This is a genomic window from Streptomyces sp. NPDC058470 (genome assembly GCF_042721055.1).
Classification (GTDB): domain Bacteria; phylum Actinomycetota; class Actinomycetes; order Streptomycetales; family Streptomycetaceae; genus Streptomyces.
Genome location: NZ_JBHXMF010000001.1, coordinates 192383 through 214444 on the forward strand (window position 1 = coordinate 192383; position 22062 = coordinate 214444).

Below are 22062 nucleotides of genomic sequence, written 5' to 3' on the forward strand. Positions count from 1 at the left end.
ACACCGGAGTTCTTGAGCGCGTGATCGTGGCCCGGCTGGGGTTCTCGGTTCTCGGTTCTTGTCTCGGCCGGGGCGGCGGCTGTGTTGGTGCCGGGGTGGTGGTGACTCAGTGCAGCGACGCGGTGAACTCCGCCCAGGCGGTGGGGGTCAGGCGGAGTATCGGGCCTTCGGGGGACTTGCAGTCGCGGATGGCTATGGTTTGGGGACGTTGCGGGCGACTTCGATGCATTCGTACCCGGCTGTGCTGTAGGTGGACTTCACGAAGTTGAACTCGGGCATAGTTCACATCTCCTTGCGCAGGTCATGGATGAGGCTGAAGGAGTCGTGCCGGGTCAGGCTGAGCCGGGCTGTGCGTTCGAACAGTGCGCTGTATGTGCTGCTCTCCATGTCATTTTCGACCCAGAGCATGCCGGTGATCGTGTCACTCTGGACCACGTCCAGGGCCGTGTCCTCGGCAAACGAGAGGATGCTGAACGGGCCCGCGATGCAGGCGTGTGCCCCGGCGTGGAATGGCAGTACCCGCAGCAGTACGTTCGGCAGCTCGGAAACTTCCAGCAGATGTTCCAGTTGGGTGCGCATAACGGCGGGGCCGCCGACCTGTTGGCGCAGCGCGGCTTCCCAGATCGTCGCGTGGAACTGGAGAGGACGCTCGCCCGACAATCGCGTCGGCAAAACCGTGTACGGGGAGTGGGACCTGGCTCGGCGGTCCGATCTGCTCGTGAGCGCGGAGGAGTGACGGGAATGGCGCTAGCGTGGGCCCGTGCCGGAAGGGCGCTGAACGAGCAGAAGGGGCGGCCGATGACCATGCCGTACGCGGACGGGGACGGTCCGCTCATTCCCCAGCCGGAGCTGACGCTCCCGGCCCTGCGCCAGGCCGTGGCCACGGTCGCTCCGTCCCGCCTCCCTGAGTTCTTCGAGGACCTCCAGAAGGCCTTCGTTCGAGCCGGCGACGAGGACAGCGTCGTACCGATCCGCATGTTCTACCGCCAGTGGGGCGTCGTCGTCGAGATCGAGCGGCACCCGGAGACCGCACGGCGACTGCATGCCGCCGAGCAGGCGATCAGCAGTCCGGATCCGGATGTACGCGACCGTGCCATCCGCGAGGCCGGTGAGATCGTGCGCGCCGCGCATCGTGAGGTCACGGGTGGCTGACTGGCATTGGGAGCCGTTTCAGGACGACCTGCTGGACGGGCTTCCGGGTGTGGCGCGCGCCGAGACGGAGCGGCTGGCCAACGAGATTGCCGTACGTGAGTCGATGGTCTTCCTGGAGGGTGCTGCCTACACCGGACCGGGGCCTGGGGTGCGGACCGAGAGCAGGGGCCTGCTCATGCTCACCTACCTGACCGACGTACGCGGCGAGCGGATCGTGGTGGTCCAGGTGAGCTGGTTCGGATGACGGCGCTCCGCTTCAGCTTTCGAGGAACGGAGCCGTGTCGAGCGTCGGGTACGGGGCGGGGAGCGGGAGCGGCTGCCCCAGGTCGACCTTCACCTCGGTGTCGTAGTACGCCTCGGTGGGGTCGTCGCCGGGGACGATCGGGTCGGAGTAGCAATAGGCCTGCTTCTCGCGGCGGTGGATCAGGATGTAGACGGGGACACCGGTGGCGGCGTAGGTGCGCAACTTGGGGCCGGTGTCCGTCTCGTGGTTGGTGGAGGTGACCTCGCCGACCAGGGCGATCATGTCGATGGGGTACCAGCCCTTGTGGGCCTTGCGGTACGACTCGTCAAGATCGCTCGGATCGCGGCGCAGGACATAGAAGTCAGGGACGAGCAGAGTCATGGTGCGGCCGTCCCTGTGGGCGGCGCGGTAGCCGTTGCCCATGCCGGACAGCTCGAGTCCCGCGGAGTAGAACTGGACAGCGAGTTTGAAGGCGCCGGCATTGTGCCGGTGTTCCGGTTGCGGCGGCACGATGACCGTCCCCTCGACGTACTCGGGTCGAATCGGCATCGGAGACGCCTCTTCGAACGCGATCAACAGATCGATGGGGTCCACCTGCGTCATGACCGGCTCCGTAATCGGTTCGGCGCTCATCGCTGGTTCTCCTTGTCGCAGTGGTGCCAGGCTACGCCCGCACTGGGTGCCCCGGCAGAACCATGCGGCACCTGGACGTCCCACGACCTGGGAATGCCGCGAGCGTTCACTCGAACGAGTGTGCTGAACCGTTACGGCTCCCGAACGCCTACTTCGACACGTTCGGCGGCGCCAGCGGTGACGCGGCCTGGGACTGTGGGGACGTGGAGGAGGCGTAGGCGGACGGGGCCGACATGCCTGCCGTTGGGTCGTCGGGCTCGTCCTCCGGCTGGGCGGGGGGACCGCCGACCAGGCGGATGTCCGCGGCGTCGAAGGCGCGCTTGATGCGCCAGCGCAGCTCGCGTTCGACGCTCAGCGCCTTGCCGGGCATGGTCTTCGCGGAGACACGGACGACCATCGAGTCGAGGAGGACGGTGTCGAGACCGAGGACCTCGATCGGGCCCCAGAGGCGCTCGCTCCAGGGCTCTTCCTTGCTCATGCCCTCGCCGACCTCGTTCAGGACGGACTGGACGCGGTCCAGGTCCTCCGAGGAGCGGACGGTGACATCGACGCCGGCCGTGGCCCAGCCCTGGGAGAGGTTGCCGATGCGCTTGACCTCGCCGTTGCGGACGTACCAGATCTCGCCGTTGTCGCCGCGGAGCTTGGTCACGCGGAGGCCGACCTCGATGACCTCGCCGGAGGCGACGCCGGCGTCGATCGTGTCCCCGACGCCGTACTGGTCCTCAAGGATCATGAAGACGCCGGAGAGGAAGTCCGTGACGAGATTGCGGGCGCCGAAACCGATGGCCACGCCCGCGACACCCGCCGAGGCGAGCAGCGGCGCCAGGTTGATCTCGAACGTGCCGAGGACCATCAGCGAGGCCGTGCCCATGATCACGAAGGACGCGACCGAGCGGAGCACCGAGCCGATGGCCTGGGAGCGCTGGCGGCGGCGCTCGTTGTTCACGAGGAGACCGCCGAGCGCCGTGCCGTCCACCGCCTGGGCGGTGGAGTTCATGTGCTCTATCAGCTTGCTGATCGCCCGCCGTACCGCCACTCTCAGCACCGCTGCGATGACCACGATCAGCAGGACCCGCAGGCCGATGCTGAGCCATGTCGACCAGTTCTGCTCGACCCAGCTCGCGGCGTTGGTCGCGCTTTCCTGGGCGCCCTGAAGCGTTGCTGCCGCCGGGTCCGTAGCCGAGGGGGTGGGGGACGGCGACGGCGTAACGGCGGCGAGTAGGACGTGCAAGGACACAGCAGGTACCTCCAGGCGTAGCTGTCCGCCCGCGGCAGGGACATATGAGGGGTACCGATCGGGCAGAACCACCACACTAACGGGGCATTGTGTGTCGATCGTTGCCATGTTGGGGGGAGAGGCCGTGCCCACCTGGGGATGAAGAGGGTGTGGTCGAAAACACTCCCAGCCCGTTACCAGCACATGGTGGCGCTTCCACCAGGCATTCGGGGACACTGGCCACAGATCGTCCCGGCGCGAGCCACGCGCCGCCGGCGTACAAGGAGGCATCCGTGCCGCACGTCCTGGTCCTCAATGCGTCGTACGAGCCGCTCGGCGTCGTACCGCTCCGCCGCGCGCTCGTCCTCGTCCTGGAGAACAAGGCTGTCTCCCTCGAGGAATCCGGCGCCTTTATGCATAGCGCGACCGTTACTGTCCCCGCACCCAGCGTGGTCCGGCTGAAGAGGTTCGTACGGGTCCCTTATCGGGGGCCCGTTCCACTTACCCGTCGCGCGCTCTTCGCCCGCGACGGCGGCCGGTGCATGTACTGCGGTGGCGTCGCAACCAGCGTCGACCACGTCATCCCGCGCTCCCGCGGAGGTCAGCACGCCTGGGAGAACGTGGTGGCGTCATGCCGCCGCTGCAACCACACCAAGGCCGACCGCCACCTGGTCGAGATCGGCTGGCGCCTGCGCCATAAACCCGCCCCGCCGACGGGGCTCGCCTGGCGCATCATCGGAACCGGACACAGGGACCCGCGTTGGCTGCCTTACCTGCAGCCGTACGGCGCGGAGGATGCGATGGCCCGGATCGACGGCATTTCCGCCTGAGATCCGGGCCTTCGTGTTGCCGTCAACGGTCGTACGGCGCCACTGGCGCGGTATGTCGAGCGGCACCCTGCCGCCCCGTTCCGGCTCCCCAGGAGGACCCCTGTGCCTCCCGGGGAGCCGGCGCCTGTTTCCGCACGTATCCGTGTGGCCGGTGATGTGCGAAATGTCACGTGAAGCGCAGCTCGGTCGGGTGGACGGAGCGGCGCAGCAGCGGCAGTGAGGTGGCGGCGGCCAGCAGGCAGGCGGCGTACACGGCCACGGGGATCAGCAGGGGCAGCACCGGCACCGCTGCGCCACCGTCGGCGAGCCACGCGTACCAGGTGCTGATCGCCATGCCCCCGGCGCCGGCCAGCGCGACCGCGGGAGCCAGCGGCAGAGCCGTCTCCAGGAGCAGCGCCCGGCCGAGCACGGCGTGCGGTACCCCGGCGGCGGCCTGCGCGGCCAGCCCGCGGCGGCGGGCGGCCAGTGACTCGGCGGTGCCGACGGCGAGGCCGGAGAGGGTGATCATCAGGGCGACCAGGATCGCGGCGCCCGTCAGATTGACGCCGGTCGTGTAGAAGGACATGTCCCAGGCCATCATCTCGGGGCCGCGCGCGTGGAGTATGTCCAGCAGCACCTGCCGGATGCCGGTGAAACCGGTCCCCACGACGGTCACCAGCAGGACCGCCGCGTGGGTGCGGGCGGCCGCCCACGGGTCGTCGCGCAGGCGCTCGGCGGCGATGAGCGTCGCCGGGTTTCCGGTGCGGGCGGCGAGCCGGCGGCCGGTGAGGCGGGCGGTGGCGCCGGTCACCCAGACGGCGCCCACGCCGGTGAGAATCACCACGCCGAAGACGAGCGCCGGCGCCGTGTCGAACCCGCCGAAGGTGACCGGGGCCGTGAAGAGCCCCACGACCAGAATCACCAGTGCCGCCCCGAGGAACGCGGCGCCCGGTCCCCGGCCCCTGCTCGGTCGCACCCGCCGCACCCAGCCGAGCGGTGAGGCAACCACGCGGCGCAGCGCGAGCGCGCTGACCAGGGCACCCAGCAGGGGCACGGCCACCGCGATACCCGCGAACCCCGCCCAGGCAAGAGCGGGCGGATTCCGCCACTCACCCAGCACGAGCAGCACGGAGAACACCGTGGTGACCGCCGCACCCGCGAGGCACGCGAGCCCCGTCTCCAGCGCGGCGATCCGCCGGACCTGGGCCGGGGAGGCCCCCGCCAGGCGCAGCCCGGCCAGCCGCCGGTCACGGTGCACGGCACCGATCCGGGCGCACTGCCCGAGGAAGCCGAGCACCGGGACGAGCAGGAGGAGCAGCGCGAGGACGATGCCGGAGCGCTCGCCGGGCCGGTCGAGCAGACCGTTGCCGATGGACACGCTGAACTGCCCCCGCAGTGAGGCAATCGCGGCCGCCGCCAGCATGAAGCCGGTGGCGAGTCCCGCTCCCACGGCGGTGAGCGTGACCCGCCACCACTCCCGCCGGTCGGAACCACGGGTCAGCAGCAGCGCGAGCCGGAGATCGGTCCTCACGGGGTCACCTCCGCGGACGCGTCGGCGGCCTCGGAGCCGGCCGCTTCGGAGCCTGTTGTGGACTGGGCTTCGGAACCTGTTGCGGACGGGGGTTCCGAGCCTGCTGTGAACGGGGTTTCGGAGCCTGCTGTGGGCTCGGCTTCGCAACCGACGACCATCCCGTCCCGCAGCGCGACCTCCCGGTCCGCGTACGCGGCCACCTGCGCGTCATGCGTGATCAGCAGGACCGCCGTACCGGACTCGTGGGCCGTGTGGATCAGCGCGGTCATCACCTGCTCCCCGGCGAGGGAGTCCAGCGCGCCGGTCGGCTCGTCCGCGAAGACGACCTTCGGGCCGGTCACCAGGGCCCGCGCGAGCGACACCCGCTGGGCCTGCCCGCCGCTCATCTCACCGGGCCGCAGCGCCTCCTGCCCGCGTACGCCGAACCGCTCCAGCCACTCGCCCGCCCGCTCCCGGGCCGCCGTACGCGAGAGGCCCGCGAGCAGCAGCGGCAGGGCCACGTTGTCGAGGGCGGTCAGCTCGGGGATCAGCTGCCCGAACTGGAACACCACCCCGAAGTCGGTGCGCCGCAGCTCGCTGAGCCGTTTCTCGGGAAGGCGGTCGAGGCGCTCACCGCCGTAGTCCACCGTGCCTTCGTCCGGCCGGACGATGCCGGCCAGACAGTGCAGCAGCGTGGACTTGCCACTGCCGCTGGCCCCGGTGACGGCCAGGATCTCGCCCGCGTGCAGTTCCACCGAGGCGCCGCGCAGCGCCGGGGTGGAACCGTGCGCCTTGAACAGGCTCCTGGCCACCAGGAGTGGGTTGCTCATGCTGCGTCGACCTCCGCGGTCAGAGTGGTGAGCCGGGCCGCCGTCGTGGTCATCCAACGGAGGTCGGCGTCAAGGTGGTTGAGGGCGTAGTCGGCCGAGAGGACGGTCGCGAGATCGGCGCCCGGCGCGGTCTTCACCGCCGTGAGTTCACGCATCCGCGCCATGTGCGCGGCGCGCTGCGCCCCCAGATAGCCGGCCGGGTCCGCCGAGGCGAGGATCGCGACGACGACCTTCGCGAAGATCTCGTTCGTCACGAAGGGCGCCGGCGGTGTGATCTCCCCTGCCCACTTGGCCAGTTCACGTGCTCCGTCATCGGTGGAGCGGTACAGCGTCCGCTCCGGGCCGCCGTCCGAGCCGGTGCCCTTGACCTCGGCGAGACCGTCGCGGACCAGGCGCTGCAGGGTCGTGTAGACCTGCCCGTAGGCCAATGGGCGGGCCTGCGGGAAGCGTTCGTCATGGCGTCGCTTGAGGTCGTACCCGTGGCTGGGACCTCCGGCGAGCAGCCCCAGCAGGATGTGGCGGGTGCTCATGGGCATCATTATGTACTCGGTATATGTAGTGAGTGAATAGCTGAGCGGCGGGAGCTTCTGCGGGCTGCGACCAGGTGAGTGGCCGGAAAGGCGTGTTTGCACCAACCTGGAAGGGCTGCGGGGGAACGGAACGTGACCGCTACCACGTTGTTCGTCCGTGTACGTCTGCCGTCGCGCCCGCTGGGTAGGGCTGCGGTGAACCCGCACAGAGCCCGGGAGGTCCTGGGCCGCCGTACGACGACAAGGAGGCCCTCGTGGCCGCTTCGGCACACCTTCTGCTCTCGGCCCTCTCGCAACGCGGGGCGGAGCCGTCGGCCGGCCTTCAGGGCCTGCGTGAGGACCCGCATCCGTGGGTCCTCGGCGCGGAAGGCACCTGCGCGGAGACGCCGCTGACCAGCGAACCCCCGCTCCCCGACGCCGAGCCCCTCACCAGCGAGCCGCCGCTGGCCGACGCGGCGCACCTGACGAGCGAGCCCACCTCCACCGGCGCCGCGTCGGGGATCTAGATGGCACGGCCCGCGGACCCGCCCCCGACGCCGCTGTCCCGGCTCGCCGGACTGCACGGTGTCGCCGCCTCCTACAGCCCGTCCCCGGACCGTACGGTCGCGGCCTCGGACACCGCGATCGTCGCGGCCCTTGCGGCGCTCGGCGTCGACGCGAGCACGCCGGCGGCCATCGCCGCCGCCCTCACGTCCCGCGAGGCCGAGGCGCGCGACCGCCTGCTGCCGCCGACCGTGGTGTGCTGGGGCGGCCGAGTACCCGAGGAACTGTCAGGCCTGCCGGACGGCACGCGCCTCCGCATCGACACCGAACAGGGCGAGACCCGCGCTTCGGCCGAGCAACTCCCGCTCGGCGTCCACGCGTTGCACGCCACCGCCCCCGACGGCCGCACCGCCGACGTCCACCTCGTGGTGGCCCCCGCCCGGCTGCCCGCGCCGCCCGGACGCACGTACGGACTCCTCGTCCAGCTCTACTCCCTCCTCTCCCGCCGCTCCTGGGGCATGGGCGACCTGGGCGACCTCGCCGAGCTCACCGCCTGGGCGGGCCGGGCACTCGGCGCCGGATTCGTGCAGGTCAACCCCTTGCACGCGGCCGTACCGGGCGCCCCCACCGACCCCTCGCCGTACCGGCCCTCCTCCCGGCGCTTTCCGGACCCGGTGCATCTGCGGGTCGAGGACATCCCGGAGTTCGGCTACGTCGACGACCGCGACCAGGTCCGTACGCTGCTGGAACGCGCCGACCGACTGCGCGAATCCGTGCTGCACAAGGGCGCGTTGATCGACCGCGACGCCGTGTGGGAGCTCAAGCGCGAGGCGCTGGAACTGGTACGCGAGGTGCCGCTCGGGCCCGGACGGCGGGCCGCGTACGTCGACTTCCTCGCCGAGGAGGGCCAGGCGCTGGAGGACCACGCCACCTGGTGCGCACTCGCCGAGGTGTACGGCTCCCGGTGGCAGCAGTGGCCGATCGGCCTGCGCGACCCGCGCTCACCCGAAACCGCCCGCGCCCGGGGCGAGTTGATGGACCGCGTCGACTTCCACAGCCGCCTCGCCTGGCTCACGGACGCCCAACTCGCCACCGCCCAGCGCTCCGCACGCGACGCGGGCATGGCCGTCGGACTCGTCCACGACCTCGCCGTCGGGGTGCACCCTGACGGGGCCGACGCCTGGGCCCAGCAGGAGTACTTCGCGGCGGGCATGTCGGTCGGCGCACCCCCGGACGCCTTCAACGCGCGCGGACAGGACTGGGGCCTGCCGCCCTGGAGACCTGACCGGCTGGCCGAGTCCGGCTACGCCCCCTACCGCCGCCTCCTGCGCGCCCTCTTCCGCTCCGCGGGCGCCCTGCGCATCGACCACGTCATGGGCCTGTTCCGGCTCTGGTGGGTCCCGCAGGGGCAGCCGCCCACGGAGGGGACGTACGTCCGTTACGACGCCGAGGCGATGCTCGCGATACTGACCCTGGAGGCCTCACGCGCCGGGACGCTGGTGATCGGCGAGGACCTCGGCACCGTCGAACCCGGCGTACGCGAGACGCTGCACGAGCACGGGGTGCTCGGCACCTCGGTCCTGTGGTTCGAACGGGACTGGGACGGCGACGGACTGCCCCTTCCACCCGAACGCTGGCGCGCCGACTGCCTGGCCACCGCCACCACCCACGACCTCCCGTCCACCGCCGCCCGGCTCACCGGCGAACACGTCGAACTCCGCGACCGGCTCGGCCTGTTGTTGGGCACCTTGGATGAGGAGCGGGCCGCCGCGGCCGCCGACACGGGGGAGTGGCTGGCGCTGCTGGCCCGGCTCGGGCTGCTCCAGGGCGTGACCGGCGGGCTCTCCGCGGAGTCGGAGGAGGCCGAGATCCAGGCCGTGCACCGGTTCCTGCTGCGCACCCCGGCCCGCATGATCGGCGTCTGGCTCCCGGACACGGTCGGCGACCGCCGCCCACAGAATCTGCCGGGCACCTGGGACCAGTACCCGAACTGGCGGCTGCCCATCGCCGACGCCGAGGGGCAGCCGGTGACGCTGGAGGAGTTGGCCGCCTCGCCCCGGCTGCATGCGCTGATCGATGTGCTGCGGGGCCGCGCGGGAGACGGCGGGCACGCGGGCGGGAGCCGCTGAGACCTCCGTACGGCACCCCCGGGCGCGCGGCCCGCTCAGGCGTTCGCTACGTTGGCACCGTGGACAAGAAGAACGCCCTGCGCGCCGGCGCCCTGGCTGCCGGTACGACGCTGATGATGCTGCTCATGACGTCTCCCGCGCTCGCGTTGACCCGCGACGACGGCGACAACCCCGGCACGGGCCTGAGCGTGATCGACACGCTGGGGCTCTTCGTCGCCGCTCCGCTCCTGCTGTTCGCGGTCATCGCCGGTCTGGTGATGGTTCTCGACAAGTCCGACAAGAACTTGGGCCAGAAGCAGAGCTAGGAGCAGGGCCAAGAGCAGGGCCAGGCCCGCTTCCACCTCACTCCGTTCCCGTCGAGGGAGTCCGCGCACCTGTAGGGTCCGCGGACTCCCTCGACGTGTTTCTGCCGACCAAGGGTCAGGCGGCTCTCAGGGCCGGGTGACGCGGGCGCCGGGGCGACGGTGAGGAGGGAGGCTGTGGCCGATCGATGTCCTGTACCCGGTTCCGGGCCGGCAGGGTTTCGTCTCTACGGAACGGGCCTGCCGCGAGTGGTGCCTGAACCAGGGTGGGACTTCACCGCTTTGCTTCAACGTCGAGGACGGCCTTACCCAGGACACGGCGGGCAAGGAGTGCCTCGGCCGCTTCCGGAGCGCGTTCCCAGGAGCCGCGCCAGCCGATCTGAGGATCGAGTGCCCCGTTTTCGAGGAGGTCCACGAGGTAGGCGAGGTCTGAACCGAAGCCGGGGCCGAAGCCGGGATGGCCGACCATGAATGATTCGAGCCGCTTGCGCCCGCCGTTCAGACGCTCCTGCTCGAAGTCGATGGTGGTCGGCTCGCGGGAGGCCATCCCGATGCTCTGGACGCAGCCCCCGTCCTCCAGGAGGCTGAACGCTGTGGCCAGTTGAGTGCCGCCCACGTTGTCCAGCACCCCGAAAACGGGTGCGGTGACGTTCTGCGGGCCAATGACGATCTCGTCGGCTCCAAGCTTGCGGAGCCCTTCGCCCCGGGCATGGCTGCCCACGGACGCGATGACATGTGCGCCTGCGTGGGCGGCGAGCTGCACCGCGAAGCGACCGACACCGCCCGAGGCCCCGGTGATGAGGACGCGTCGGCCCACCACGGAACCGAGTTGCCGCAGCGCCCGCAGCGCGGTGACACCTGCTGACGGAAGTGCGCTCGCGGAGGCGAGGTCGACGGAATCGGGAACGACAGCGAGCTCTGCGGTGTCGGCGGCGCGGCGCTCGGCCCCGGCGCCCGACGCCCACCCGAAGCTCACGACGCGTGCGCCTGGCGGTGGCCCGGAGCCATCGGCTGCGGCCTGGATGATGATGCCTGCCGCGTCCAGTCCCAGGACGGTGCCTGGTCTCGTTCGATCAGCCTTGAAGGCGAGTTCCGCGAAGTTGAGCGAGACCGCGTGCACCTCGACCAAGACTTGCGAGTCATGCGGTACCGGCTCGGGAACCGTGCCGAGACGGAGGCCTGCGGGCGCCTCCGGGTCATAGATCAAAGCTTGCATTCTGCTCCTCATGGAGATGTCGAACGACGTCAGTGCGGCAGTTCGGCGTGACGTTCGAGGAACGCGGCGACTTCCGCCGGATGCTCCAGCGGAAGTGGGTAGACCACGAGCCGGTCGACGCCGAGATCGGCGTAGCGCCGGGCCGCGTCGGCGTCCACCGGAGAGAGCTGCATGAAGTTGATCTCCAGTCGGCCCAGCCACTCCGGGCGTTCGACCTCGGTGGCCGCCTTTCTCAGCTCGGCCAGATGCCCGGCGAGATCATCCGGGCTGTCACCATTGCCGAGCCATCCGTGGCCCCGGGCGACCGCCCGCCGGAAGGCGGCCGGGCTGTGACCACCGATCACGATCCGCGGTCCGTCTTCCCGCACGGGCCGCGGGTGTGCGTCGACGCCATCGAAGGCCACGTACCGGCCGTGATAGGACGGCGCGGGCTGGGTCCACAGCGCCCTCATCGCGTCCAGGTACTCGTCGGTGCGCCGGCCACGCTCCGAGTACGGCACTCCGACGGCGGTCATCTCCGGTTCGAGGTATCCGGCTCCGACCCCCAGAAGCAGTCGGCCACCGCTGAGCACGTCGAGGCTCGCGACCTGCTTGGCGAGCACCAGCGGATTGCGCTGCGGCAGGATGACGATCCCGGTGCCGAGCTCCAGCCGGTCAGTGACGGCCGCGACATAGGCCAGATGCACCAGCGGGTCGAGAATCGGATCCGTCGGCTCCATCGGCGCGGTCGGTACCCGAGGGCTGGGCAGCACGACGTGCTCACCTGCCCACCACGACCGGTACCCCAACTCCTCCGCCAGCCGGGCCAGCCGGACCGTCTCGACAGAACCCAGCGTGGCCTTGGCGCTCAGCCCGTTGACGCCCAGTTCCACCGGCGCCCACCTCCTTCCGCTCCGGGCGGCGACAACGCCGGTGCCCTGCTTCCACCCACGCGATCAATCGTGGAATCACGCGCGCCATCTGTCCAAGAGCCGTTGTTATAGCCTTTGGCTATGGATGTCCACGTCCGGGACCTGCGCTACTTTGTCGCGGTCGCAGAGGAACTCAACTTCACCCGAGCCGCGAGCGATCGGCTCTTCGTCTCACAGCCGACACTGAGCAAACAGATCCGCCAACTGGAGCTCTCCTTCCGGGCCGCGCTCTTCGAGCGTGACCGGCGGACGGTCACCCTCACCGCCGCGGGCAGAGCCCTCCTGCCCCATGCCCGGCAGCTGATCGAGCAATGGGAGGCGGCTCAGCGCGCGGTGGTTGACGCCGTGGCGACCCAGGACGCGACACTTACGGTCGGTTTCCAAACGGGCATCGGTCGCGGACTCATCCCGGCCGTCACCGCCACGATGGAGAAGCTGCTTCCCGGTTGGCGGCTCCAGTTCCGCCAGATCACCTGGGCCGACCCGACGGTGGGACTTGCCGGCAGCGATGTCGATGTCGCCATCGCCTGGCTGCCCATCCCGACGAGTGGCGACTTCTCGCAGAAGGTGATTACCAGAGAAGATCGTTGGGTCGCTCTTCCGGCCGATCACCATCTGGCCAACCGCCCAGCCGTCTCCTTCGAGGACCTCGCCGATGAGCCTTTCATCGCCCTTCCGGCGACGGCCGGAGCGCTCCGCGAGTTCTGGCTCGGCAACGATCGTCGCCGGTCACCGGCGCGCATCGCGGCCACGGCCGAAACCGCAGACGAGGCCTTCGAAGCGGTCGCTTCAGGACTCGGGATAGTCCTCCTCTCCGCGGGTAACGCCGAGATCTACAAGCGAGAAAACGTCACCTGTCGGCCGGTCACGGGTCTCTCTTCCAGTGAGCTCGCCGTTGTTTGGCGCACAAGAGACCACCGCGAAGCCGTACGAGTCTTCGTCGACGCTTGTTGCCTCTGCACGGCAACCTGCTCGTAGAGGCTTGCCCGTACAGCAAGTTCAGCCCACCACACGTCAGATGGCTTAGGGGACGCGATGTCTGCGGGGACACGGTCTCTGCCGACACAACGGGCCCGGTGGTGGGCCCCGCTGGTGCTCGCTAAGGGTTCGGCGCCGTCAGATAGCGCTGCACCGTCGGTCCCAGCCACACCACGATCTCCTCGCGGGACAGCGCCACGGCCGGCGGGAACCGCAGGACATAGCGGGTGAGCGCCAGTCCGAGCAGCTGTGAGGCGCAGAGCGCGGCCCGGGCCGGCGCCTGCTCGGGATCGGGACAGGCGCGCAGGGCGACCGGTGCGAGCTGGTCCCTGAAGACGCTCTGCATCCGCTCGGCGCCGGCCTCGTTGGTGACGCCGACGCGGAGCATCGCGGTGAACACCTCGCTCCGCTCCCAGAGGTCGAGGAAGTGGCCCACCAGGACGCGGCCCACGTCGTGCGGGTCCATTCCCTGCGGATCCGGCAGCCGCAGATCGACGTCGAGGACGGCGGCGAACAGTCCGTCCTTCGAGCCGTAGTAGCGCATCACCATGGAGGGGTCGATCCGTGCGTCCTTGGCGATGGCGCGGATCGTGGCGCGCTCGTAGCCGTCGGCCGCGAAGCGTTCGCGGGCGGACGCGAGGATCGCGGTGCGGGTGGCGTCGGAGCGGCGGGGGGCGCCCGCGCTCGCGAGGGGTTCCTTTACGGCCATGCCAACAACCGTAGGCCAACAGTCGTTGACAGTCCAGTGGAGGTCGCCTTATGTTGGCAAACAAGCGTTGGCAAACAAGTGTTGGCCATCAGGTGTTGGCCATCAGGTGTTGGCAGACGGGTATTAACCAACAAGCGTTGTCCAACAAGCGTTGTCTAACAGGTGTTGACCAACAAGCGTTGGCATTCAGGAGGCCGCCATGAACGGCAAGACCCGCTCCACCGCATCCGCCGCGTCCACCGAGTTCGCCGCGTCCACCGGGTCCACCGGGTCCACCGCATCAACCGGGTCCACCGCATCAACCGGGTCCGTCGCGCCCACCGGGTCCGTCGCGCCCTCCGAGCCCTCCGCGCCCTCCGCGCCCTCCGCGCCCACCGGGTCCGCCGAGCGCGCCGCGGCCACGGAGGCGCCTGCTTCGGCCGCTTCCGCCCAGCCTGCGGGATCCGCGGGGTCCGCGGGCTCCGCCGAGTCCCCCGCGTCCAGCGCCGTCATCGTCGTCGGCTCCGGTCCCACCGGCCTTCTGCTGGCCGGCGACCTCGCGACCGCCCACGTCCCCGTCACCCTCGTCGAGAAGCGCCCGCAGAAGATCAGCAATCTCTCGCGCGCCTTCGTTCTGCACGCCCGCAGCCTGGAGCAGCTCGACGCCCGCGGCCTCGCCGACGACCTCGAGGCCAAGGGGCAGACCCTTGACCGGATCCGGCTCTTCGGGCGGCTCACCGTCCGGCTCGACAAGCTCCCGTCCCGTTTCAACCACCTCCTCGTCATCCCGCAGTACGAAGTGGAGACGGTGTTGCGGCGGCGGGCGGAGGAGGCCGGGGTGCGGTTCGTGTACGAGACCGAGGTGACCGGGCTGAGCCAGGACGCGGACGGGGTGAACCTCCAAGTTCGGTGTGCCGATGGCGAGTTGGCGGGGCTGCGGGCCGCGTACGTCGTGGGGGCGGACGGGATGCGCAGTGCGGTACGTGACGCGATCGGGCTGCCGTTCCCCGGTAAGTCGGTCATCCGGTCCGTCGTCCTCGCGGACGTGTTGCTCGACGAGCAGCCGGAGAAGATCCTGACCGCCAACGCCGTCGGAGACGCCTTCTCCTTCATCGCGCCCTTCGGCGACGGCTACCACCGCGTGATCGGCTGGCAACGCGGCCGCGACGTGCCCGACAGCGAGCCGGTCGAGCTCGACGAGATCAGGGAGATCGTCCGGCTCACCCTCGGCCGCGACTACGGGATGCGCGACGCCCGCTGGGTGTCACGTTTCCACAGCGACGAGCGCCAGGCGCCGGCCTACCGGGTGGGCCGGGTGTTCCTCGCCGGGGACGCGGCCCACGTCCACACCCCGGCCGGCGGTCAGGGCATGAACACCGGCCTTCAGGACGCGGCGAACCTGAGCTGGAAACTGGCATCGGTCGTCAACGGCCATGCGGACACCGGCCTGTTGGACACCTACCAGGCCGAGCGTCACCCCGTCGGCCGGTCGGTGCTGCGCAGCAGTGGCGGAATCGTACGGCTCGCGACGGCCAAGCACCCCTGGACCCTGGCGCTCCGTGCCGTCCTCACCACGTTCTTCAACCACGTCGGCCCCGTCGGCCGCAAGGCCGCCGGCCAGATCACGGGCATCGGGTACCGGTACGGGGCGCCGCGCGGTTCCCACCCCCTCGTCGGCACGCGCGTACCGGACGTCGCTCTGCGGAGCGGCCGTCTCTACGAGGTCCTGCGCGGCGGCAGGTTCGTCCTCGTCACCCCGGGGGCGGCTGCACGGGCGTACGAGGCCGGGGAGCGCGAGGGCCGCAAGGACCGTCTCGCCGTGGAGAGTTGGGCCAGTGGGCGGCGTACGACCTTGCTGGTGCGGCCCGATGGATACGTGGCCTGGGCCGCGGAGTCGCCGGACATGGACACCGTCGAGGCGGCGCTCACCGCGGCGCTGGGCAGCCAGGTCCTGGTCGCCCCACCCCGTCAGTAACTGCCGCAGCGGGGCGGCCGGTTGGCCTGCATGTCCGTCATCGAGGACGAGCCCCGCCGACTAGCCTGAGCGGTATGGGCGACGATGATTCGGTGGCACGTTTCTACGATCGGCTCGCGGTCGACTATCACCTCACCTATGCCGACTGGGACGCGAGTATGGCCCGGCAGGGGGAGGCCCTGGACGCGATGATCCGGGCGGGGCTCGGCGCGGGGCACGTGTCGGTGCTCGACTGCTCCTGCGGGATCGGTACCCAGGCGATCGGGCTCGGCCGGTGCGGTCACCGGGTCACGGGTTCCGACATCAGTCCGGTGGCGGTCGGCCGCGCGGCGCGGGAGGCGGCTCTCCGCGAGGTGCGACTGCCCACGGCGGCGGCCGACATGCGGCAACTGCCCTTCGCCGACGCCGCGTTCGACGTCGTCGTGTGCGCCGACAACGCCCTTCCCCACCTGCTCACCGAGGAGGACGTCCTCGCGGCACTCGCCGAGATGCGCCGCGTCCTCCGCGGCGGGGGACTGCTGATGATCAGCACCCGCCCCTACGACGAGATCCTCGAGGCCCGGCCCGTCTCGACCCCTCCGCAGCTCGCGCGGACGCCGGGCGGCCGAGCCGTCACCTTCCAGCTCTGGGACTGGCACGACGACGGCGAACGCTACGACCTGGAGTTCTTCCAGCTCCTTCCCGACGGTGACGACTGGCGCGTCAAGGTGCGGCGCACCACCTACTGGGCCCTCACCCGGCGTAGGCTGACCGGCTTCGTCGCCGAGACGGGCTTCATCGAGCCCGAGTGGGCGGCACCGGAGATCAGCGGCTTCTTTCAGCCGCTCCTCTCGGCGCGCAAGCGATAAGCAGCCATGACCGGCGATGACCGCGTCGCCTGGCGATGAGTATTGAGGTCGTCGCAGGTCTGTACAACCGACGCGTACGACGGGCATCCCGAGGAGAGATCAGCATGCTGCTCAGCGACAAGACCGCGATCGTCTACGGCGCCGGTGGAAGTATCGGCGGCGCGGTCGCCCGTGCCTTCGCCCGCGAGGGTGCTCGTGTACACCTCGTGGGGCGTACGGCGGAGACACTGGACACGGTGGCCAAGGACATCGCGGCGGCGGGCGGGCACGCCGAGACAGCCGTGATCGACGCGCTGGACGAGGCGGCGGTCGAGGCGCACACGGCGTCGGTGGCCGACGGCGACGGCGGCGGTATCGACGTATCGTTCAACCTCGTCACGCGCGGCGACGTGCAGGGCGCCTCGCTCCTCGACATGCCCGTCGACGACTTCGTACGGCCCGTGGTGACCGGTGTCCGCGCCAACTTCATCACCGCGCGCGCCGCCGCCCGGCACATGGCGGAGCGCGGTCGTGGTGTGGTCCTCACCCTCAACAGCGGTTCGGCGCACGGCAGTCCGATGATGGGCGGTACGGGCCCGGCGGACGCGGCGATCGACACGCTGGTGCGCAATCTGGCGATGGAGCTGGGACCGCGCGGGGTGCGGGCCGTGGGCCTGTGGGCGGCCGGGGTGCCCGAGACCCTGACCGTCGAGAAGCTCAAGGCGGTCGACAGCGGGATGCAGCTCGACGAGAACGCCGTCCAGGGCCTGTTGGCCAACCTGGCGGGTATGCGCATGACCCGCCGCAACCCCACCCTCCCCGAGATCGCCGCCACGGCCACGTTCCTCGCCTCCGACCACGCCGGCGGCATCACCGGCACGTTCGTCAACGTCACCGGCGGGATCTTCCCCGGCTGACCCGTCAACAGAGACCCGTCAACAGAGGGTCGTCAACAGACAGTCGTCAACAGACAGTCGTCAACAAAAAAGGGGGGCACCCGGCATAACGCCGGGCGCCCCCCTCCACGTACAACCGACTACGACGACGCCTACGACTACTACGACGCCGCCGCGTCCGCCGCCTGTGCCCGCAGCGCCCGCTCGACGCCCGAGCGGGACTCCGAGATCAGCCGCCGCAGGGCCGCGTTGGGCTCGGCGGAGGCCAGCCAGGCGTCCGTCTTGGCGAGGGTCTCCTCGGAGACCTGGATCGACGGGTAGAGGCCGACCGCGATCTGCTGGGCGATCTCGTGCGAGCGGGCCTCCCAGATGTCCTTGACCACGGCGAAGAACCTGTCCGTGTACGGGGCGAGCAGCTCGCGCTGGCCGGTCTGCACGAAGCCGCCGATCACCGCTTCCTGCACGGCGTTCGGGAGCTTGTCGGACTCGACGACCTCGGCCCAGGCCTCTGCCTTCGCCTCCTCGGTGGGACGCGCGGCACGGGCGGTGGCCGCGTGCCGCTCACCCGCCGCCGTCTTGTCCCGCTCGTACTCGGCGGTGATCTCCGCCTCGTCGTAGCGGCCGGCCGCCGCGAGGCAGCCCACGAACGCCCAGCGTAGTTCGGTGTCGACGGCGAGGCCCTCGATGGTCTCGCGCTCTTCGAGCAGCCCCTCCAGGAGGTCGAGCTGCTCCGGCGTACGGGCGGTCGCCGCGAAGGCGCGCGCCCAGGCCAGCTGGTGGTCGCTGCCGGCCGCGGCTGCCCGCAGATGGGCCAGCGTCGCGTCCGTCCAGCGGGTCAGCAGGGCCTCGCGGGCGTTCGGGTCGGCGTACAGCTCGATCGCCAGCTTCACCTGGCGGTGCAGCGACTGCACGACGCCGATGTCGGACTCCTTGCCGATGCCCGACAGGACGAGGGAGAGGTAGTCGCGGGTCGCGAGCTCCGCGTCGCGCGTCATGTCCCAGGCCGAGGCCCAGCACAGGGCGCGCGGGAGGGAGGACTCGAAGTCGCCCAGGTGCTCGGTGACGAAGGCGAGGGAGTCCTCGTCGAGGCGGACCTTGGCGTACGACAGGTCGTCGTCGTTGAGCAGGAAGACGTCCGGGCGGCGCTTGCCGATCAGCTCCGGTACGGCCGTCAGGTCGCCGTCGACGTCCAGCTCGACGCGCTCGTCGCGGAGCAGCTTGCCGCTGCTCTCGTCGAGGCTGTAGAGGCCGATGGCGATGCGGTGCGGGCGGAGCGTCGGCTCGCCCTTGGCGCCGGCGGGCAGCGCCGGGGCCTCCTGGCGGATCGCGAACGACGTGATGACACCGTTCGCGTCCGTCTCGACCTCCGGGCGCAGGATGTTGATGCCCGCGGTCTGCAGCCACTTCTGCGACCAGGTCTTCAGGTCACGCCCGCTGGTCTCCTCCAGCTTGCCCAGCAGATCGCTGAGCCGCGTGTTGCCGTACGCGTGCGCCTTGAAGTACGCCTGTACACCGCTGAAGAACTCGTCCATGCCCACGTACGCGACGAGCTGCTTGAGCACGCTCGCGCCCTTGGCGTAGGTGATCCCGTCGAAGTTGACGAGCACGTCGTCCAGGTCGCGGATCTCCGCCATGATCGGGTGCGTCGACGGGAGCTGGTCCTGCCGGTAGGCCCACGTCTTCATGGAGTTGGCGAAGGTGGTCCAGGAGTGCGGCCAGCGCGAGTCGGGGGAGTACGCCTGGCAGGCGATGGAGGTGTAGGTGGCGAACGACTCGTTCAGCCACAGGTCGTTCCACCATTCCATGGTGACGAGGTCGCCGAACCACATGTGCGCCAGCTCGTGCAGGATCGTCTCCGCACGCACCTCGTACGCCGCGTCGGTCACCTTGGACCGGAACACGTACTGGTCCCGGATCGTCACCGCGCCCGCGTTCTCCATCGCGCCCGCGTTGAACTCCGGCACGAAGAGCTGGTCGTACTTCTTGAACGGGTACGCGTAGGCGAACTTCTCCTGGAACCAGTCGAAGCCCTGCCGGGTGACCTCGAAGATCGCGTCCGAATCCAGGAACTCGGCGAGCGAGGGACGGCAGTAGATACCGAGCGGGACGGACTGCCCGTCCTTCTCGTACACGCTGTGGACGCTGTGGTACGGGCCGACGATCAGGGCCGTGATGTACGTCGAGATCCGGGGCGTCGGCTCGAAGGCCCAGATGTCGTCCTTGGGCTCGGGCGTCGGCGAGTTGGAAATGACGGTCCAGCCGGAGGGTGCCTTCACGGTGAACCGGAAGGTGGCCTTGAGGTCGGGCTGCTCGAACGAGGCGAAGACGCGGCGGGCGTCCGGCACCTCGAACTGGGTGTAGAGGTAGGCCTGTTGGTCGACGGGGTCGACGAACCGGTGCAGACCTTCGCCGGTGTTGGTGTAGGCGCAGTCCGCGACCACGCGCAGGATGTTGCGCCCCGCCAGCAGACTCGGGAGCGCGATCCGCGAGTCCTTGAAGACCGCGGCGACGTCCAGCGGGTCGCCGTTGAGGGTGACCTCGTGGACCGTGGGGGCCACGAGGTCGATGAAGGACTCGGCGCCGCCTTCGGCGACGTCGAATCGCACCGTGGTCACGGACCGGTAGGTGCCGCCCTCCTGCGCGCCGGAGAGGTCGAGATCGATCTCGTACGAGTCAACGGTGAGCAGCTGCGCCCGCTGCTGTGCCTCTTCGCGGGTCAGGTTTGTGCCAGGCACGCGGTCATCTCCTCGTTATGGGTGGGTTGCGCCATCCTTCCACGGGAGCATCGCGTTGAGCGCGTGGGTTCTGTAGCGCCGTCCACTTGTTCGAACGCTGTGGGGCGCTGGGGGCGGCGGAGTCTCAGGCGGCCTGCATGTGGGGCGTCCGGGTGGCCGGGGCGCCGGACAGCAGGCCGTAGGCGTAGGCGGCCGAGACGAGTGTCATATGGCGGTGCCAGCCCGGGTAGGAGCGCCCCTCGAAGTCGAGCAGGCCGTAGTGCTCGCCCAGGGTTTCCACCGTCTCCAGCGCACCGCCGTGCAGTCCGGCAAGAGCCAGCAGGTCCGTCATCCTGCGGTCGGGCAGGTTGGTGAGCCAGATCTGCCCCAGCCGCTGCCGGGCGGCGTCCCACTCCGCGAAGACCCGGCCCACGGAGGAGACCCGGCCGCCGTCGGGGCGCAGGCCCGCTATCTCCGCCGGGCTGGAGATGACCTGCAGTCGCCGGGGCAGGCCGTCCGGCCCGGTCGTCATCGCCACGTCCGGGTGCCGGGTGCCGCCCTGGAGCAGCAGTTGGCGGGCCGACACCGGAGACACGGGCTCACGGCTCGGCCGTCCGGTGCGCGGCTCACGGACGAGGGGCAGCTGGCCGCCGACCGCCAGTACGAAGCCGTGTCCCCGGCCGTGCAGCCGCTCGATCAGCGGGCGCACATCCGTCACCGTGGTCATGTCGGCGACGACCGGCGACGGGGTGAGCCCGGGCTGCGCGGCCAGCGCCTCGACGAGCCCCAGGGCGTGCGACCACAGTGGCTGCGGCCTTACCTCGTCCGGAACGCGGGCCCGCCGGCGGGCCTCCTCGTCGCCCGCCCACCGCTCAGGCAGGTGCAGCCGCCAGTCGACGGGTATCTGCTCGCCACTGCCGGCGAGGAAGATCGCCACGCCGAGCTGGCAGTTGACGGTGCGGCCCTGTTCCCGGATGAAGCGGCGGTGTACGCCGACCGAGTGGGCGCCGCGCTTGGGCAGCACCGTCGGGGCGATGGTCCACGCCCGGGGCCGGAGCAGTCGTTGGTCGACCCACCGGACCAGTTCCTGTCTTGTCGCCTCCCACTCCCAGGGGCTCGCGTTGACGAACTGCTGCAGCGACTGCGACGCCGTGGGCGACGAGGTCACCGTTTCCGCCATGCGGCGCACCGATTTCTTGCCCGGTGTCGCGAGCAGGCCGTGCACATAAACGCGCCCCCACCTCTGCTGGTCCACTCGCGGCAGATGCCCGAACAGCTGCTGGCTGAACGCGGCGAATGCCGCGGGACTGTTCCGCTGACGCCGTGTCTCTCGAATCGCCGACACTTCATCCCCCTTCGTGCGGTGCGATCCCGACGAACGAGAGAATCATAGAGAACGTTCTCTTTGTTTTGGGTCAAGATTCGACTACTTTGGCGAGTCGGGGGCTTCGGGCCCGGTGGACGCCGGGCGGAAAGAGAGCCAGTCCATGCAGGAAAGAGCCGCACAGACACAGCAAGCCCTGATCCAGGCAGCGGCAGCCGAGTTCGACCGCAGAGGGTACGAGGGTGCCTCGCTCGCCCGGATCAGCAAGAGAGCGTGCACCTCGATGGGGGCACTGACCTTTCACTTTCCGACGAAGGGAGCGCTGGCCGACGCTGTGCGGGCCGCGGGTCATCAGACCGTCGCCCCGGTGGCGCGGGGTGTGGTGAGCGAGGCGCGGGCCCCGCTGGTGGCGCTCGCGGACCTGACCTGCACTCTGGTGCGGATCCTGGAGAGCGACGTGGTCGCCCGGGCGGCGGTACGGCTGGAGCGCGACACATCGTACGGCGGACCGGACGCGGAACTGGCCCTGGAGTGGACGAGGGCGCTGCGGATCCTGCTGGAACGCGCGGCCGACGCGGACGAACTGCGGCCGGGGGTGCTGCCGGACACCGTCGCGGTCATGCTCGCCTGGCTGGTCGAGGGCAGTTGCGCGGAGAGCGCCCGGGGCGGGCCGGAGCGGCCCGGCCGCGGAGGCC

The 22062-nt window shown here is 70.3% G+C and carries 22 protein-coding genes and 1 pseudogene; 11 read left to right on the forward strand and 12 right to left on the reverse strand.

All coding sequences use genetic code 11. From position 1 onward, the window contains the following. Positions 1–106 precede the first annotated feature (106 nt). Positions 107–229, reverse strand: a complete 123-nt coding sequence (locus tag ACFWP7_RS00865) for a DUF397 domain-containing protein (protein ID WP_384373817.1) — start codon at positions 227–229, stop codon at positions 107–109. Positions 230–282: 53 nt separating this feature from the next. Then, positions 283–672, reverse strand: coding sequence for a DUF5753 domain-containing protein (locus ACFWP7_RS00870; protein ID WP_384373820.1), 390 nt, complete (start codon positions 670–672; stop codon positions 283–285). A gap of 69 nt (positions 673–741) precedes the next feature. On the opposite strand from ACFWP7_RS00870, the gene ACFWP7_RS00875 reads away from it, so the two are divergent. Then, positions 742–1152 carry a hypothetical protein gene (locus tag ACFWP7_RS00875; RefSeq protein ID WP_384373822.1) on the forward strand — a complete coding sequence of 137 codons (411 nt, stop codon included), beginning with the start codon at positions 742–744 and terminating at the stop codon, positions 1150–1152. Beyond that, on the forward strand, positions 1145–1396 hold the full coding sequence (locus tag ACFWP7_RS00880) for a hypothetical protein (protein ID WP_384373825.1): 252 nt from the start codon (positions 1145–1147) through the stop codon (positions 1394–1396). Before ACFWP7_RS00875 ends, ACFWP7_RS00880 begins: the two co-directional genes overlap by 8 nt. A 12-nt stretch (positions 1397–1408) precedes the next feature. Here the strand turns inward: ACFWP7_RS00880 and ACFWP7_RS00885 are convergent, their stop codons facing one another. Both ACFWP7_RS00885 and ACFWP7_RS00890 read right to left on the reverse strand, forming a co-directional pair. Further along, a complete protein-coding gene (locus tag ACFWP7_RS00885) occupies positions 1409–2029 on the reverse strand; it encodes a Uma2 family endonuclease (RefSeq protein ID WP_384373828.1) in 621 nt (206 codons plus the stop codon). Positions 2030–2177: 148 nt separating this feature from the next. Next, a complete protein-coding gene (locus ACFWP7_RS00890) occupies positions 2178–3266 on the reverse strand; it encodes a mechanosensitive ion channel family protein (protein WP_384373831.1) in 1089 nt (362 codons plus the stop codon). 272 nt (positions 3267–3538) lie between these two features. Here ACFWP7_RS00890 and ACFWP7_RS00895 point away from each other — a divergent pair, with 272 nt between their 5' ends. Continuing rightward, on the forward strand, positions 3539–4075 hold the full coding sequence (locus ACFWP7_RS00895) for an HNH endonuclease (protein ID WP_365436177.1): 537 nt from the start codon (positions 3539–3541) through the stop codon (positions 4073–4075). Positions 4076–4241: 166 nt separating this feature from the next. Here the strand turns inward: ACFWP7_RS00895 and ACFWP7_RS00900 are convergent, their stop codons facing one another. From ACFWP7_RS00900 to ACFWP7_RS00910, 3 genes and pseudogenes are all read right to left on the reverse strand, one after another. Then, a complete protein-coding gene (locus ACFWP7_RS00900) occupies positions 4242–5585 on the reverse strand; it encodes an ABC transporter permease (RefSeq protein WP_384373835.1) in 1344 nt (447 codons plus the stop codon). A 149-nt stretch (positions 5586–5734) separates the two neighbouring features. Further along, positions 5735–6394: pseudogene (locus ACFWP7_RS00905) on the reverse strand (ABC transporter ATP-binding protein); the annotation flags it as partial. Next, positions 6391–6924, reverse strand: a complete 534-nt coding sequence (locus ACFWP7_RS00910) for a PadR family transcriptional regulator (protein WP_384373837.1) — start codon at positions 6922–6924, stop codon at positions 6391–6393. The gene ACFWP7_RS00910 and the pseudogene ACFWP7_RS00905, both read right to left, overlap by 4 nt. A gap of 254 nt (positions 6925–7178) precedes the next feature. Here ACFWP7_RS00910 and ACFWP7_RS00915 point away from each other — a divergent pair, with 254 nt between their 5' ends. From ACFWP7_RS00915 to ACFWP7_RS00925, 3 genes are read left to right on the forward strand one after another with little or no spacing between them, the layout of a single operon-like run. Continuing rightward, entirely contained in the window at positions 7179–7430 is a 252-nt protein-coding gene (locus ACFWP7_RS00915; RefSeq protein WP_384373840.1) for a hypothetical protein, read from the forward strand. Further along, on the forward strand, positions 7431–9536 hold the full coding sequence (gene malQ / locus ACFWP7_RS00920) for a 4-alpha-glucanotransferase (RefSeq protein WP_384373843.1): 2106 nt from the start codon (positions 7431–7433) through the stop codon (positions 9534–9536). It begins immediately after the preceding gene. Between the two features lie 59 nt (positions 9537–9595). Next, a complete protein-coding gene (locus tag ACFWP7_RS00925; RefSeq protein WP_384373845.1) occupies positions 9596–9841 on the forward strand; it encodes a hypothetical protein in 246 nt (81 codons plus the stop codon). A gap of 271 nt (positions 9842–10112) precedes the next feature. Here the strand turns inward: ACFWP7_RS00925 and ACFWP7_RS00930 are convergent, their stop codons facing one another. Continuing rightward, the gene (locus tag ACFWP7_RS00930; protein ID WP_384373848.1) at positions 10113–11054 is read right to left on the reverse strand and encodes a zinc-binding dehydrogenase; all 942 of its coding nucleotides are present in this window, start codon (positions 11052–11054) and stop codon (positions 10113–10115) included. A gap of 29 nt (positions 11055–11083) precedes the next feature. Further along, the gene (locus tag ACFWP7_RS00935) at positions 11084–11926 is read right to left on the reverse strand and encodes an LLM class F420-dependent oxidoreductase (protein ID WP_384373851.1); all 843 of its coding nucleotides are present in this window, start codon (positions 11924–11926) and stop codon (positions 11084–11086) included. Positions 11927–12046: 120 nt separating this feature from the next. On the opposite strand from ACFWP7_RS00935, the gene ACFWP7_RS00940 reads away from it, so the two are divergent. Beyond that, complete coding sequence (locus tag ACFWP7_RS00940; protein ID WP_384373854.1) at positions 12047–12943, forward strand: LysR family transcriptional regulator; 897 nt, start codon at positions 12047–12049, stop codon at positions 12941–12943. 121 nt (positions 12944–13064) lie between these two features. Here ACFWP7_RS00940 and ACFWP7_RS00945 read toward each other — a convergent pair whose 3' ends face one another. Then, complete coding sequence (locus tag ACFWP7_RS00945; RefSeq protein WP_384373857.1) at positions 13065–13652, reverse strand: TetR family transcriptional regulator; 588 nt, start codon at positions 13650–13652, stop codon at positions 13065–13067. A gap of 199 nt (positions 13653–13851) precedes the next feature. Between ACFWP7_RS00945 and ACFWP7_RS00950 the strand changes: the two genes are divergently transcribed. From ACFWP7_RS00950 to ACFWP7_RS00960, 3 genes are all read left to right on the forward strand, one after another. Then, positions 13852–15606: an FAD-dependent monooxygenase gene (locus ACFWP7_RS00950; RefSeq protein ID WP_384373860.1), complete on the forward strand. Its 1755-nt coding sequence runs from the start codon at positions 13852–13854 to the stop codon at positions 15604–15606. A gap of 74 nt (positions 15607–15680) precedes the next feature. Next, positions 15681–16454 (forward strand): class I SAM-dependent methyltransferase, encoded by a 774-nt coding sequence (locus ACFWP7_RS00955; RefSeq protein ID WP_384373863.1) that lies wholly within the window; start codon positions 15681–15683, stop codon positions 16452–16454. Between the two features lie 104 nt (positions 16455–16558). Further along, positions 16559–17350, forward strand: a complete 792-nt coding sequence (locus ACFWP7_RS00960) for an SDR family NAD(P)-dependent oxidoreductase (RefSeq protein ID WP_384373866.1) — start codon at positions 16559–16561, stop codon at positions 17348–17350. Positions 17351–17490: 140 nt separating this feature from the next. On the opposite strand, the gene pepN is transcribed toward ACFWP7_RS00960, so the two are convergent. Together pepN and ACFWP7_RS00970 are read right to left on the reverse strand one after the other, a co-directional pair. Next, positions 17491–20064: an aminopeptidase N gene (pepN, locus tag ACFWP7_RS00965; protein ID WP_384373868.1), complete on the reverse strand. Its 2574-nt coding sequence runs from the start codon at positions 20062–20064 to the stop codon at positions 17491–17493. Between the two features lie 124 nt (positions 20065–20188). Next, entirely contained in the window at positions 20189–21388 is a 1200-nt protein-coding gene (locus tag ACFWP7_RS00970) for an IS701 family transposase (protein ID WP_384373871.1), read from the reverse strand. 142 nt (positions 21389–21530) lie between these two features. Between ACFWP7_RS00970 and ACFWP7_RS00975 the strand changes: the two genes are divergently transcribed. Then, a partial coding sequence (locus ACFWP7_RS00975) for a TetR family transcriptional regulator (RefSeq protein WP_384373874.1) occupies positions 21531–22062 on the forward strand: 532 nt, incomplete at its 3' end.

What these genes read in the sequence shown, in the direction of transcription:
- ACFWP7_RS00885 (WP_384373828.1), bottom strand. Translation starts at nt 2,029, where the DNA reads ATGAGCGCCGAACCGATTACGGAGCCGGTCATGACGCAGGTGGACCCC.
- ACFWP7_RS00910 (WP_384373837.1), bottom strand. Translation starts at nt 6,924, where the DNA reads ATGAGCACCCGCCACATCCTGCTGGGGCTGCTCGCCGGAGGTCCCAGC.
- malQ (WP_384373843.1), top strand. Translation starts at nt 7,431, where the DNA reads ATGGCACGGCCCGCGGACCCGCCCCCGACGCCGCTGTCCCGGCTCGCC.
- ACFWP7_RS00960 (WP_384373866.1), top strand. Translation starts at nt 16,559, where the DNA reads ATGCTGCTCAGCGACAAGACCGCGATCGTCTACGGCGCCGGTGGAAGT.
- ACFWP7_RS00930 (WP_384373848.1), bottom strand. Translation starts at nt 11,054, where the DNA reads ATGCAAGCTTTGATCTATGACCCGGAGGCGCCCGCAGGCCTCCGTCTC.
- ACFWP7_RS00875 (WP_384373822.1), top strand. Translation starts at nt 742, where the DNA reads ATGGCGCTAGCGTGGGCCCGTGCCGGAAGGGCGCTGAACGAGCAGAAG.
- ACFWP7_RS00955 (WP_384373863.1), top strand. Translation starts at nt 15,681, where the DNA reads ATGGGCGACGATGATTCGGTGGCACGTTTCTACGATCGGCTCGCGGTC.
- ACFWP7_RS00865 (WP_384373817.1), bottom strand. Translation starts at nt 229, where the DNA reads ATGCATCGAAGTCGCCCGCAACGTCCCCAAACCATAGCCATCCGCGAC.
- ACFWP7_RS00950 (WP_384373860.1), top strand. Translation starts at nt 13,852, where the DNA reads ATGAACGGCAAGACCCGCTCCACCGCATCCGCCGCGTCCACCGAGTTC.
- ACFWP7_RS00945 (WP_384373857.1), bottom strand. Translation starts at nt 13,652, where the DNA reads ATGGCCGTAAAGGAACCCCTCGCGAGCGCGGGCGCCCCCCGCCGCTCC.
- ACFWP7_RS00940 (WP_384373854.1), top strand. Translation starts at nt 12,047, where the DNA reads ATGGATGTCCACGTCCGGGACCTGCGCTACTTTGTCGCGGTCGCAGAG.